Source organism: Arthrobacter sp. M2012083 (assembly GCF_000281065.1).
In the GTDB taxonomy this organism is placed as follows: Bacteria; Actinomycetota; Actinomycetes; order Actinomycetales; family Micrococcaceae; genus Arthrobacter.
Genome location: NZ_AKKK01000009.1, coordinates 117,832 through 130,623, shown reverse-complemented (window position 1 = coordinate 130,623; position 12,792 = coordinate 117,832). Strand labels below are relative to the sequence as shown.

The following is a 12,792-nucleotide window of genomic DNA, read 5'->3' as shown; positions in this document are numbered from 1 at the left end:
ATTACCTCTCAGCGCCTGCGGAGTTAGCTGTCGGGTTCGGATGAGGTCATCCGGCCGCGCATCACGCTGCGGCTTCACCCCAAGGGCCGGCCAAAAGGCCTTGCCCGGAGACTCTGGGTCCCCCGTCTCTGCCTCGGAGAAAGAACGGACTCCGGGAAGTGGCAGAGCTCGGCGCATCCCGGATGTGGGCCTGCTAGGGACGACCCACCCTTTCGACGGTACAGGAGGATTCCGCAGAAGTCACATTTAGGTAACAGAGATCACGACGCCGGTGAGTCGCCTTGCCCGATTCGTTATATGCCTTCGGTGCTGACTGCCGGTAGTCGGAGGGCGAATTGGGTACGTCCCGGCCGTGAGGTCACTTCCACGCTACCGCCATGCGCGGAAACGATGGATTCCACAATGGACAAGCCGAGTCCGGAGGTGCCCTCAGCGCCTGATCTAGCGGCGTCAGCGCGGGCAAACCGGGAGAAGATCCGGCCTTGGAAGTCTTCTGGAATTCCGGGACCGTTATCCGTCACTGTGACCATGGCGCTGCCATCGGCAGAGAGCATGACGCCTGTGATCACGGTGGTACCGGGTTCCGTGTGTTTGCGGGCATTGGACAACAAATTGGCCAGCACCTGGTGAAGTTGGGTGGCATCGCCGCGGACGGTGATGGGCTCTTCAGGGAGCTGGAGCTGCCAGAGGTGGTCCGGTGCCATGACTTTCTCGTCGCTGACCGTTTCGATTACCAGCTGTGTCAGGTCCACGTCCTCAACTTTGATGGGTTGCCCCTCGTCCAACCGCGCCAACAGAAGTAGGTCCTCCACCAAGGCGGTCATGCGTAGGGACTGGCTTTGGACACGTGCCAGCGACTTCCGGCCGTCCTCGGTGAAATTCTCCGTCATCCTCAGCAGTTCGGCGTAGCCCCGGATGGCTGTCAGGGGAGTACGCAGCTCATGCGAGGCATCAGCCACGAACTGCCGCACCTTGGTTTCGCTTTCCTGACGTGCTTCCAGCGCGCTCGAAACGTTGTTCAGCATCTGGTTCAAGGCATGGCCGACGCTGCCCACTTCCGTTCCAAGGTGGGATGCCGACGGCGGTACGCGCACCGAAAGTGCCACTTCACCGGCGTCGAGAGGCAGGCGCGAAACCTTCGTGGCCACCTCGGAGAGCTGCTCAAGCGGACGCATGGTTCGGCGGATGATGACCGTTCCCACGAGGCCGATCACCACCAGGCCACCCAGCGAAACCAGCACCATGGTCCACACCAGCGAGGCTTCGGCGCTCTGTTTGTCCGCGAGCGGCAGGCCCGTCACGATCACGTCGCCATAAGTGGTTTTGACCGCCACCAGCCGGTAATCGCCGTTGGACAGTGATCGGTCCACGGGTGGGTTGTCCGTGGGGAGCGACACCAGGACCTGCTCGTCGTCTGCTGAGAGCGAGACGCGGTTACCTTGGGCGTCGATCAAACCCGAGCTACGCACGGTGGAGCCGTCGATCCTCGCGTTGAGCGTACCCGCCGCCTGCCCTCGCGCCTCCAAAGGATCCGGCCTGCCGGGGGATGCCGGAAAGTTCGACGGCGGCCTGCCGAAGTCATTCGCGCGGCTGGACGCCTGCTCCAGCTGCCTGTCGAGCTGCCTGTTGAAGACCATGTCCATGGACGCGTAGCTGACAACTCCCACCGCAGCGCAAATGGTGACCAGCAGGGCCATGGCCACCAGGACCAAGCGTGTGCGCAAGTGCCAAGTGGAGGGATTGAGCCAACTGCGCTGAGACTCTCCGCCCGGCTCTCCGGCCGCTCCGGACTTCCCGGGCACTCCTGAGAGGGTGCTCAATGCCTAGTCCGCGGGCTTGATGACGTATCCGGCACCCCGGATTGTGTGGATCATCGGGGGATGGTTGGCTTCGATCTTCTTGCGCAGATAAGAGATGTAGAGCTCCACAATATTGGCCTGGCCGCCGAAGTCGTAGTCCCACACGCGGTCCAGGATCTGGGCCTTGCTGACAACTCGTTTGGGGTTCTCCATGAGGTAGCGCAGCAGCTCGAACTGGGTGGCGGTCAGCGGGATGTCCTGGCCTGCGCGGGTTACTTCCCGGGTATCTACATTGAGCGTGAGGTCGCCTACCACCAGCTCGGCGGTGTCCATGGCGGCTACGCCGGAGCGCTGGACCAGGCGGTGGAGGCGCAGGAGGACTTCCTCCATGCTGAACGGTTTAGTGACGTAGTCGTCCCCGCCTGCTGCGAGTCCGACAATGCGATCCTGCACGGCGTCCTTGGCCGTGAGGAACAGGGCGGGAACTTCCGGGGCGAAGGTGCGGATGCGGTTCAGGACCTCGACGCCGTCGAAACCGGGAAGCATGACATCCAGGACCAGCACGTCAGGGCGGAAGTCCTTGGCCAACCTCACTGCCCCAGGACCGTCGCCCGCCACCGCAACGGACCAGCCTGCCATGCGCAGGCCCATGCTCATCAGCTCGGCAAGGCTGGGTTCGTCATCCACCACCAAGGCACGGATGGGGGAGCCGTCCGGATGGGAGAGCTGGGGAAGATTGTTGGTCATGGAGTGCGAGGAGGCCATGGGATAACTCTCCGTTCTGCTGGTTTGCCAACGCTTTGGCCATCCTGTGTGGACGCTGTGAGATCAGACTATCGAGGAGGGACCTGCCGGACACGCTTCCGTGCCCAAGGTTTCCATAGACCAAGTTCAGCCACGTTTCTACGGCTTGTAGCAGATTCTGTCCTGAAAATTGGTCCGAAAGACTAGCCGTGATTGGACAACAAGTGTTTCAGATCGTGAGATTCCGTCGGGGGAGCGTTAGGGGGAACGAGCATGCACATCATCGCCGATATGCCGAATAATATTCAGTAAATGGCGAATGTTTGCTGAGTTGGTCGAATGAACTGGCGTTCATTTACCGCAACTATTGAATTGTGATTTGCGACACAATAGACCTCTGTGTCTCAAAATGTGGACGGTTCGGCGCTTTGTTACTTGCGTGTTGCCATTGTTACGTTGCACACTTCCAATGTGAACAAGAACTCAACAGCACCTGCAGCCGCAGCAACCTGGCCCAGCGCACCCGCTGGCCATGATGACCGCTGTTGTCGAATGCAAGCCTAACTTTCCACCCCAAGAAGTTTCAGGCATTCGCCCCCTAGCCCAGCGTTGGGCGCCCCTCCCCAAACTCATTGCGGGGACAACCAGCATTCGAAGCCGCGATGACGGCTATTCACTTTTGAGGTAAGCACTCCATGTCAGTTGCATCTGGATACGTCCACATCTCCGTCCGTAACGCCAACAAGGCCGCGTCAAACGCAGGGCTTCGCCCCGGCTTTGGCAACCGTCCCGGCTACTCTCCGGCTCCGCAAGGCGCCGGTCAGCAGGCCCCCGGATACGTGCCGCAGGGCTACAATCCCAACTCTTATGGCCAGTTGCGCGCAGTACCCACAGCAGAGCCGGCGCCCATGACTGCGCCCACCCCTGTGATCGCCCAGTCGGACAAACTCCGCCCTGTTGCCAACGACAACGTGGCCCGCGGATTCGTCCTCTACATGGGCATTGACGAAGAAACCGCAGCTGCCGCGGGAACCTCCATTGCCAAGCTCGCCCAGGAAATCCGGGCTTACGCTCAGTCCCTCGTGACCGGCGCCGAGAGCTATGCCGCCGTCGCAGTTGCCCCCGCCGGCGCACCCGGTTCCGCACTCGACGTCGTGCGTTCCACCTTCGGCGACCCCACTGTCGCCGCACGCCAGCGCACCGAAGCCGCACGCCCGGCCCCCCAGCAGGAAGCCCGTCCGTCCGGCGTCCTGATCGACCTCGCCCGCCGCGAAGTGCACCTCGACGGCGAATCGCTGAACCTGACGTTCAAGGAATTCGAGCTCCTCAACTACCTCGTCGAGAACGGAACCCGCACCGTGGGCCGCGACGAACTGCTCGAAGGCCTGTGGCGCAACGCCGAGGAAGTGCCGAACGAGCGCACCATCGACGTCCACATCCGCCGCCTCCGCTCCAAGCTCGGCCGCCTCGCGAACACAGTCCGAACGGTCCGCGGCCAGGGCTACCGTTTCTACGAGCACCCCGAAGTTATCGTCTGGGCCGCTCCGGAATACTCGATCTAAGGAGCACTACGCCGAAAGGCGGCATCATCCCTCTGCGCCTGCGCTCGTTCCTCCCCCCGCTGGGGGTTGGCCCAGCAGCAACGCCGTTGTGGGGATGTGCCGCCTTTCGGCTTTTGTTCGAGGGGCCCGTGTGCGGCCACCACCCACATTGGCTGCCAAATTTCCTTGGACACGCCTGTTCCACCCGCGTGTCGGGGGTGCCGCGACGTCAAAGTTGGTGACGGGGGACCGGCACTAATGGGGTCGGGAAGCCGCTGGGCTCCGCGGCGGATAGGGTTGGGCTATGAGTGACCATCACATCAAGCGCCTGGTGATCATGCGGCATGCCAAGGCTGATTGGCCTATGGGCGTGCCCGATCATGAGCGCCCCTTGGAGGAGCGTGGGCACCGGGAGGCTCCGTTGGCTGGTAAGTGGTTGCTCAAGCACGGCGTGGTGCCCGACTTCATCCTGTGCTCGTCAGCGTTGAGGACTCGTCAGACCTGTACCTGGGTCTGCGATGAATTGGGGGACAAGGCGCCGACGCCCAAACTTGAGGACGGCTTGTACTCAGCCTCAGCCAACCGCATGTTGACGGTGATCAACCACGTCCCCGACACCGTGACCACGTTGATGGTTATCTCGCATATGCCCGGAGTTCAGGATCTTGCCATGCATCTGGCCTCCCGCGATTCTGACCACGACGCTTACATGGATGCTGCAACCCGTTACCCAACCAGCGCGTTGACGGTAATGGAAACAGAAAAGCCGTGGGCTGAGCTCGATGGGCAGGATGCCAGGCTGACGCATTTCACAGTGCCCCGTAAATAGTCATTGCGCAGCTAACAACCTTCCCTGGCGCCGGCTGTTCCCCTCCTGTGAGGTTGGTCGCTCCTCGTCAGCTCCGCGGCAGCGGTAGCTCCGCCGCTATCTCGCGCAGCATGTTCACGGCGAGTCGAATGTTGGGACTGGCTGTCATCGTTTTGCGGTAAACAACACCAACGGACCGTTGCTGGACCGGACGGATCACCGGGATGGCCACGACTCCGTAGGGAAGGGGAGGCCTTCCGAGCCTCGGTACGAGTGCCACGGCCACCCCTTGTTCCACCATGGCGATGTGGGTGGAGAAGTCGGGATCGTAGATGCGGATGTGTGGGACCTTGCCCAGTCCAGCGAAGATCTGTAGAAGGGCCTCATTGCAGATGGCTCCTGCCGGGGTGCTGATCCACGTCTCGTCCAGAAGATCTTCAGGCTCGACGGCGGTGCGCACCGCCAGTGCGTGGGTGCTGCTGACGAGGACGTCGGCTTGGTCGATGCAGAGGTCCTCATGCACCAGGTTCTCCGGGATCACCAAGGGCACCGAATTCCAGTTGTGTACCACCGCGAGTTCGGCCTCGCCTGAGGCGACTCTTTGCACCGCTTCCCGCGGATCCTCAGCCAGGACGGTGATGCCCAAGGCAGAGTGGGTAGCGGCGATCCGCCCGAGCAGAGGTCCCACCAGACCGCGGCATGCCGTAGAAAAAGCCACGAGCCTTAGGAGACCCGAAGGCTTTGCGGGGTCGGCGAGCAGCGTTGCTTGCAGTTCCTCAAGCTCACCCATGATCCGCCGGCCATAACCTGCAAGGGCCAAGCCACGCTCGGTGAGGAGCACCCCACGGCCGCTTCGTTCCAGCACAGTGACGCCGGTTTGTTTTTCAAGTTTCTTGATCTGCTGCGAAATTGCCGAGGGGCTGAAGCCCATAACGTCCGATGCCGCCACCACTGAGCCATGCTGCTCCACGGCGACCAAGGCCCTAAGCGCTGAGATGTCGATCATGAAGCAAATCTACGCTGTTCCATGTCGAATTCAACGCTGGTGCTTCAACCAAAAGAAGGCCAGAGTGTAGTTGTGAACCTTCGCCACTCTGCCCTTGCCGTTGTGGTTGCTGTCCTGTGGGGCATCAACTTCGTTGCGATCGACCTCGGTCTGCACACGAACGGCAGGGAAGTCCCGCCCCTGCTCTTCGTCGCCATGCGCTTCTTGCTGGTGGTCTTTCCCTTCATCCTCTTCATCCGCAAACCAGACGTGGGCTGGAAGGCGATTGTCGGCGTCGGGCTCTTCATGAGTGCCGGCCAATTCGGCCTCCTGTATCTAGGCATGGCACTTGGGATGCCGGCAGGCTTGGCATCGCTGGTGCTCCAGGCACAAGTGTTGTTCACCATCTTGCTTGCGGCGAGATTCCTGGGAGAGAGGCCGAGCCGGCGACAACTAACCGGCGTGGCTCTGGGCATCGCAGGCTTAGCCGTAGTGGCGTTGGGGCGAAGTGCCGTGGCTCCGGTTCTGCCGCTCATGATCGTTCTGGCCGCGGCGTTGTCGTGGGCGGTCGGGAATGTGGTGGCCAGGCACACGAAGGCCGCTTCCGGGTTGGGGTTGGTGGTGTGGTCCGGCGCCGTGGTCCCGGTTCCATTGGCTGGCTTATCGCTGGTAGTGGATGGGCCGGACACCGTGCTGGCAACGCTCACGGACCTGCAACCCGCCACCATCGTGAGCGCGATCTACACGGCTGTGTTCGCGTCCCTGATTGGGTACGGCATCTGGAACCGCTTGTTGTCGCTTTACCCGAGTTCCGATGTCGTGCCCTTCACGCTTTTGGTCCCCGTGGTGGGGATGACGGCCGCTTGGCTTGTCCTCAACGAGATTCCTACGCTGACGGAGATCCTGGGAGGGCTGATTCTGCTCCTCGGAGTTGCCATCGCAGTGCTCGGCGCCGGACGTAAAGTCCGTCCGGAAACGCCCGTTGTGAGGCCCGCTCTGCGGCTATAAATCGCGATAAAGCGCGCATAGCAGGCCTCGCAACGCGAAGACTCAGCGCAGCTTGAAGATGGTCCGGTGCCAGTCCTTCTCGGCAACGCCGTCCAACTCGAACATCACGTGCTTCACCTGGGTGTATTCGTCAAAGGAATAGGCGGACATGTCCTTGCCGAACCCCGATTGTTTGAAGCCCCCGTGGGGCATCTCGGAGATGATCGGAACATGGTCGTTGACCCACACACAGCCGGCCTTGATCTCGCGTGTTGCCCGCAAGGCCCGCTGAAGGTTGTTCGTCCAGGCTGAGGCGGCCAGTCCGTAGACGGTGTCGTTGGCCAGATGGATCGCTTCGTCGTCCGTTTCGAACGGGAGGACCACCAGAACCGGGCCGAACACCTCGTCCTTCACGATTTCCGAGTCCGGCGCCGCGTCAACAATCAGCGTAGGCCGGTAAAAGGCGCCATTTTCCAAGCCCTCATCCGTAGGGGCGTAGCCGCCCGCCATCACCTTGCTGTAGGTGCGGGCGCGGTCCACCATTCCGGCTACGTGGTCGCGCTGCTTGAAGGAAACGAGGGGGCCTAGATCTGCGGTGGTTTCCCCTGGGATGCCCAGGACGAGCCCATCAAAGCGGGCGGCCACCTTCGCTACGAACTCCTCATACACGCTCCGGTGCACGATAGCCCTGGTGGCCGCGGTGCAGTCCTGCCCGGTGTTGATCAGCGAACCGGCCACGGCGCCATGGACGGCAGCGTCCAGATTGGCATCGTCGAACACAACAAAAGGTGCCTTACCGCCCAATTCGAGGTGCACGCGCTTCGCGTTGACGGCCGCGGCCTCCAATACTGTGCGGCCAACTGCGGTGGATCCTGTGAAAGAGACCATGTCCACATTCGGGTGCCGCATGAGCGCAGCCCCAACCGTGGCACCGTCGCCCACCACCACGTTCACCACGCCGTCGGGCAGGCCGGCGTCACTGAGCGCTTGCGCGAACATCAGTGACGTCAACGGAGTGATCTCGGCAGGCTTGAGAACAATGGTGTTGCCTGCGGCGATGGCCGGAAGGATCTTCCACGCGGCCATTTGCAGGGGGTAGTTCCATGGCGCGATGGATCCCACTACGCCAATCGCCTCCCGTCTGATGGAGGAGGTGTGCTGGGGAGAGTACTCCGCGGTGGCCTTGCCCTCGAGGTGTCGTGCGGCGCCTGCGAAGAAGTCGATGTTGTCGATGGTGCCGGGGACATCGAATTCGCGGGTCAACCGCAGCGGTTTACCTGTCTGCGAACTCTCAACCCGGGCGAATTCCTCTGCACGGTCTTCGACGATACGGGCGAATTTTTGGAGTATCCCGGCACGTTCACCCGGCGCGGTGCGGGACCATGACGGGAAGGCGCTGCGGGCCGCTGCCACTGCCGACTCCAGATCCGCAAGTGACGCCAGACCCACCCTTTCCACCACCTCCGAGGTAGCCGGATTGATGACATCGAGGCTGCTTCCGGAGGTTCCTGACAGCAGCTTTCCGTTGATGAACTGGTGCATGAGGGTACCGTGCTTTCCCTGCCGGGCGTCGCTGTCCGGGCAGTGCTGAATGGACGACGCCGGATGGTGGCGTCGTGCGGGGAAGGGTGGGTTTCGTTGCTGGCTAAGCAGACTGTGAGGCAGGTGGTCAGGCCTGCGGTCGGCGGGTGCTTTCGCGTTCGGCGCTGTCCAGGATGGCCGAGAGGCCGGCTTGGAACGCCTTGAGGGAATCAAGGTTTTGCAGTGCAGCGTGGTGTTTTTCAAGGAGCGGGCGACCGGTGATACGGGTAAAAACCCGGGGGTTGAGCCAGGGATCGTGGCCCTCGGAGTCCGGAAGCCGCTGGATTTCGACCGCAATGCCGGCGCCGAGCGCAAGGGTGTAGCTTTCCAAGGCTGCGTAGTAGTGCACCACGCGGTCATCTTCCAGCCCGGCGTCGGTGAGGCATTGCAGGACGAACTCGATCGCTTTCAGTTCGCCGGGGCCGTAGGTGTCCGTGGCGAAGGACTCGCTGCCCAAGGAGGGGTGCTGCATGAAGGCTTTGAGGAGTTCGTCAAGGTAGGTCTCCAGCCGGGCACGCCAATCCTTGTCGCGTGCCGTGGCCAGTGTGCGCTCAACGGACATGATGAACAACTGGTCCAGCGCTGCCCTGACGATTGCGTCCCGGTTCCGGAAATGCCGATAGACGGCGGTGGCGTCCACCTCAAGTTCCTGACCCAGTCGTCGCACGGTCAGCCGTTCCCCGAGTTCCTGGCTGGAAATCCGTAGGACGGCGTCGATGATGGTGGCCGGGTCAAGGCGCGTGCGGCGGTCCGTCGACTGTGCTGGCTGCACCATCAGTTGTCCGCCTTCCATGTGTTCCCGGGTTGGTTATCAACCTACATGATTCATGGCGCCCTCCTTTCAAGGTCCAGTCAAGGTCTTTGTCAGCATTGATGTCAACACTGTTGACTTTAATGTGATGCGGCTCATAGCGTGTCTCGCAGAGTTGAATTTCCCCACGAAAGGACTCGACCATGCTCGCAGAGATTTTGTTTGAGAACGGATGGGTGTATACCGGCAACGACGCCGGGCCCCTCCGCGCAGACCTGGCGGTAGCCGAAGGCCGCATCATCGCCGTCGGAAAGCCTGATGACGTCAACGGAACTGTCACGCCGGACACCCGCAGGGTGGACCTGCAGGGGCAACTGGTGCTGCCAGGTTTTCAGGATGCCCACATCCACCCTATTTTCGCCGGAATCGAGTTGCTTCAGTGCGACCTGACGGAGGCCACCAGCGCAGAGGAAGCCGTGGCGAGGGTGGCCCGTTACGCAGCCGACAACCCGGATGAACCCTGGATCCTGGGCGCTGGATGGTCCATGGATTTCTTCCCGGGCGGCACTCCAACACGGAAACTTCTGGACGCCGTGGTGCCGGACCGGCCCGTCTACCTCGTCAACAGGGACCACCACGGCGCGTGGGCCAACACGGCCGCCTTTGAAGCAGCGGGAATCGGCGCGGAAACACCTGATCCTGAGGGCGGCCGGCTGGAACGCGAAGAAGACGGAACGCCCGCCGGCACAGTTCATGAGGGGGCCATGGACCTGTTCAATGCGGTCAAGCCAGCGGTCCCGTATGAGTTGGCATACCAAGGCCTTCTCGCTTCCCAGCAACGGTTGCTATCGCAGGGCATCACCGCCTGGCAGGACGCCTGGGTTCCCATTCCCGAGGGCGAACATGCCGACCATCTGGACGTCTACATGGACGCGGCGAAGGCGGGAGACTTGAAAGTCCGGGTCACCGCATGCCAATGGTGGGACAGGACAGCCGGAATGGCCCAGCTGGAAGCAATCGCGGAACGCCGGGACAGGGTCGCCGACACCTTCGACCACCATCAGCTCAACGCCAACACAGTGAAAGTGATGGTGGACGGTGTGGCCGAGAATTACACAGCCGCAATGCACCACGTCTACCTGGATCATCATGGCCACCACACGGACAACCGCGGCATCGAGTTCTTCGAACCCGAAGAGCTGAAGGAACTCGTCACCGCGATAGATGCGGCCGGCATGCAGGTTCACTTCCATGCCCTCGGCGACCGCGCCGTGACTGACGCTTTGGATGCACTTGAAACGGCACGGAACAGCAATGGGGCCAACGACAACCGGCACCATCTGGCGCACCTTCAGATGGTCCGCAGCGAGGATGTTCCCCGGTTTGCCGGACTGAATGCGGCGGCCAACGTCCAGGCTCTCTGGGCCTGCCACGAAGAACAGATGGACACCCTGACTCTCCCGTTCCTGGAGCCGGGTGCCGAGGACAGGCACTACCCCTTTGGTGAGCTTGCTTCCGCCGGAGCCCGCTTGGTGGCCGGGAGCGACTGGCCTGTCTCCACGGCGGATCCCATGGCGGCCATTCACGTGGCAGTGAACCGCATAGCACCGGGGGAGGACCTGCCCCCGCTCGGCCCGGAATCACAAAAGCTCAGCCTCAAACAGATCCTGGATGCCTACACGCAGGGTTCAGCTTGGATCAATCACCTGGATACAGAAACGGGAACGCTGGAACCGGGAAAACTCGCCGACCTCGTAGTTTTGGACCTCAATGTTTTCGACCTCCCTGCGGAGGATCTGCATCGGGCGTTGGTGACGCAGACGTGGATTGGGGGCGAGTGCGTCTACCACCGCGCACTCACCCGGAACAGTCAAGCCCAACCTGTCCCGGTGATGCCATGAGCCCGCAGCCAGCGCCCCAACCTGCACAGGGCGCCGTGCGCTCGAAACCGCGGACGACGCCGTCGCGCATCACCGCGATTGGCGTCGCCGCCGTCGTGGCCGGGTTGGTCCTGGGCGGCTGCGGCGTCCGGCCCGCCAGCGTGACTGACACCGCCAGCGGAGCCAAGTTCACCATGTCAGACTCCACGCCGGCCCCCGCTCAGGAGATCGATAACTTCAACTGGGCCATGTACGCGGAGCCGTTCTCCCTGGATTATGCGTACGCGTTCGACTACCCGGACAACACTGTGCTGTCCAATGTGTGTGAATCGCTGTTCCGCTGGAACGCTGACCTGTCCACGGCGCCGGGCTTGGCCACGGGAGTTGAAAACCCTGATCCGCTGACGTGGATTTACACCATCCGGCAGGGCGTGAAGTTCCACGACGGCAGTGAGATGACAGCTGACGATGTCGTAGCCTCTTTGACTCGCCACGTGGACCCCGAAGTGGGATCCTTCTGGGCCTCCGCCTACCAGAACGTGGAGTCCATCGAGAAGACCGGCGACTTCGAGGTCACGGTGACCACCACCCGGCCGGACTACGTGTTCAACAGCTCCTTGGTAGGAGCAACGGGCGTGGTGGAGTCCGCGGAAACGCTGGAAGCTGCCGGCAAGGACTACGGGAACTCAAGCACAGGTGTGAACTGCACCGGCCCCTTCCAATTCGAGCAATGGGAAGCCGGTGAGAGCATCACCCTCAAGCGCTTCGATGATTACTGGGACCCGGAACTCAAAGCCAAGTCCCAACAGGTCACCTTCAAGATGCTTCCTGATGCCACGTCGCGCATCAACGCGTTCCAGACGGGCGAAATCGATGGCGGCTTCGCCATCCCTTCCAATGCCATGGACATCCTGAAAGCCAATAAGGATGCCGGCTCGCTGTACTTCGGCGAGGACACGTCGGTGCAAAGCCTGGTCTTCACCAATCTCGGTGGCACTTTCCAGGATGTCCGGGTCCGCAAGGCGCTGATGATGGCCATCAACCGCGAAGCCTTGATCAAGGCGGCCGAACAGGGCTACGCGAAGAAGACGGACGCCTTGACCACCAAGAGTGTGTGGAAGGACGTGGCATCGCAAACTACTGACGAGGCTTTCGACGGTCTGCAGTCCACACCCTATGACCTGGAAGAAGCCAAGAAACTCGTGAAGGAAGCAGGCGCCGAGGGCAGTAATTTCGTCTTCGCCACTGCCTCGCTGAACGCAGCTTTCGACATCACGGCACGGGCCATCGCCTCGGCGGCCAAAGAAATTGGCCTGGAGCCCGAAATCCAGACCATGTCCAACGACAAATACACCACGCTGTTCTCAGACCCCGAGTCGCGCAAGAACGTAGACCTCCTGGTCACCTCTTGGTACCTCTCCAGCACCGAGCCCTTGGAAATGTACAGCGTGCTGCGCACCGGAGACTTCAGCAACTACGGCGGTTGGAGCAACCCGGAATTCGATGACCTGGTGAACTCCGCGTACGGCGTGCAGGACCCCGACGCCAGGGGCAAACTCACGGGCGAAGCCGCCCAGCTGGCCAGCGACCAAGTGGTGTGGGGGCCGCTCTATGAAACCGTCACGTCCATGTGGCTGGGCAAACGCATTACAGGCGCGGATCCCTCCATCAACTACATGTACTTCCCGTGGGCAGCCCAGATAGGAGGTCGCTGAC

10 protein-coding genes and 1 riboswitch are annotated in these 12,792 nt (G+C 61.9%); of the genes, 5 read left to right on the top strand and 5 right to left on the bottom strand.

The features are described 5' to 3' along the window. A riboswitch (cyclic di-AMP (ydaO/yuaA leader) is annotated at window positions 1-160 on the bottom strand. A gap of 133 nt (window positions 161-293) precedes the next feature. Together A477_RS0106170 and A477_RS0106165 are read right to left on the bottom strand one after the other, a co-directional pair. After that, on the bottom strand, window positions 294-1,802 hold the full coding sequence (locus A477_RS0106170; protein ID WP_017198146.1) for a sensor histidine kinase: 1,509 nt from the start codon (window positions 1,800-1,802) through the stop codon (window positions 294-296). A 21-nt stretch (window positions 1,803-1,823) separates the two neighbouring features. Next, a complete protein-coding gene (locus A477_RS0106165) occupies window positions 1,824-2,564 on the bottom strand; it encodes a response regulator transcription factor (protein WP_017198145.1) in 741 nt (246 codons plus the stop codon). Window positions 2,565-3,238: 674 nt separating this feature from the next. On the opposite strand from A477_RS0106165, the gene A477_RS0106160 reads away from it, so the two are divergent. After that, on the top strand, window positions 3,239-4,105 hold the full coding sequence (locus A477_RS0106160; protein ID WP_017198144.1) for a winged helix-turn-helix domain-containing protein: 867 nt from the start codon (window positions 3,239-3,241) through the stop codon (window positions 4,103-4,105). Between the two features lie 283 nt (window positions 4,106-4,388). Next, the gene (locus tag A477_RS0106155; protein ID WP_017198143.1) at window positions 4,389-4,913 is read left to right on the top strand and encodes a SixA phosphatase family protein; all 525 of its coding nucleotides are present in this window, start codon (window positions 4,389-4,391) and stop codon (window positions 4,911-4,913) included. A 67-nt stretch (window positions 4,914-4,980) separates the two neighbouring features. Here A477_RS0106155 and A477_RS0106150 read toward each other — a convergent pair whose 3' ends face one another. Beyond that, window positions 4,981-5,898 carry a LysR family transcriptional regulator gene (locus tag A477_RS0106150; RefSeq protein WP_017198142.1) on the bottom strand — a complete coding sequence of 306 codons (918 nt, stop codon included), beginning with the start codon at window positions 5,896-5,898 and terminating at the stop codon, window positions 4,981-4,983. A 72-nt stretch (window positions 5,899-5,970) separates the two neighbouring features. Between A477_RS0106150 and A477_RS0106145 the strand changes: the two genes are divergently transcribed. After that, window positions 5,971-6,885, top strand: coding sequence for an EamA family transporter (locus A477_RS0106145; protein ID WP_502685499.1), 915 nt, complete (start codon window positions 5,971-5,973; stop codon window positions 6,883-6,885). A gap of 42 nt (window positions 6,886-6,927) precedes the next feature. Here the strand turns inward: A477_RS0106145 and A477_RS0106140 are convergent, their stop codons facing one another. Beyond that, a complete protein-coding gene (locus A477_RS0106140; RefSeq protein WP_017198140.1) occupies window positions 6,928-8,406 on the bottom strand; it encodes a gamma-aminobutyraldehyde dehydrogenase in 1,479 nt (492 codons plus the stop codon). Between the two features lie 127 nt (window positions 8,407-8,533). After that, window positions 8,534-9,220 (bottom strand): TetR/AcrR family transcriptional regulator, encoded by a 687-nt coding sequence (locus A477_RS0106135; protein WP_237715737.1) that lies wholly within the window; start codon window positions 9,218-9,220, stop codon window positions 8,534-8,536. Between the two features lie 179 nt (window positions 9,221-9,399). Between A477_RS0106135 and A477_RS0106130 the strand changes: the two genes are divergently transcribed. Together A477_RS0106130 and A477_RS0106125 are read left to right on the top strand one after the other, a co-directional pair. Next, window positions 9,400-11,097, top strand: a complete 1,698-nt coding sequence (locus tag A477_RS0106130; RefSeq protein WP_017198138.1) for an amidohydrolase — start codon at window positions 9,400-9,402, stop codon at window positions 11,095-11,097. Continuing rightward, window positions 11,094-12,791, top strand: coding sequence for an ABC transporter substrate-binding protein (locus tag A477_RS0106125; RefSeq protein WP_017198137.1), 1,698 nt, complete (start codon window positions 11,094-11,096; stop codon window positions 12,789-12,791). Before A477_RS0106130 ends, A477_RS0106125 begins: the two co-directional genes overlap by 4 nt. The last annotated feature ends 1 nt before the right edge of the window (window position 12,792 follow it).

Excerpts from the sequence above, each read along its gene's own strand:
- A477_RS0106165 (WP_017198145.1), bottom strand. The coding sequence starts at position 2,564 with ATGGCCTCCTCGCACTCCATGACCAACAATCTTCCCCAGCTCTCCCAT.
- A477_RS0106160 (WP_017198144.1), top strand. The coding sequence starts at position 3,239 with ATGTCAGTTGCATCTGGATACGTCCACATCTCCGTCCGTAACGCCAAC.
- A477_RS0106155 (WP_017198143.1), top strand. The coding sequence starts at position 4,389 with ATGAGTGACCATCACATCAAGCGCCTGGTGATCATGCGGCATGCCAAG.
- A477_RS0106150 (WP_017198142.1), bottom strand. The coding sequence starts at position 5,898 with ATGATCGACATCTCAGCGCTTAGGGCCTTGGTCGCCGTGGAGCAGCAT.
- A477_RS0106140 (WP_017198140.1), bottom strand. The coding sequence starts at position 8,406 with ATGCACCAGTTCATCAACGGAAAGCTGCTGTCAGGAACCTCCGGAAGC.
- A477_RS0106135 (WP_237715737.1), bottom strand. The coding sequence starts at position 9,220 with ATGGTGCAGCCAGCACAGTCGACGGACCGCCGCACGCGCCTTGACCCG.
- A477_RS0106130 (WP_017198138.1), top strand. The coding sequence starts at position 9,400 with ATGCTCGCAGAGATTTTGTTTGAGAACGGATGGGTGTATACCGGCAAC.
- A477_RS0106125 (WP_017198137.1), top strand. The coding sequence starts at position 11,094 with ATGAGCCCGCAGCCAGCGCCCCAACCTGCACAGGGCGCCGTGCGCTCG.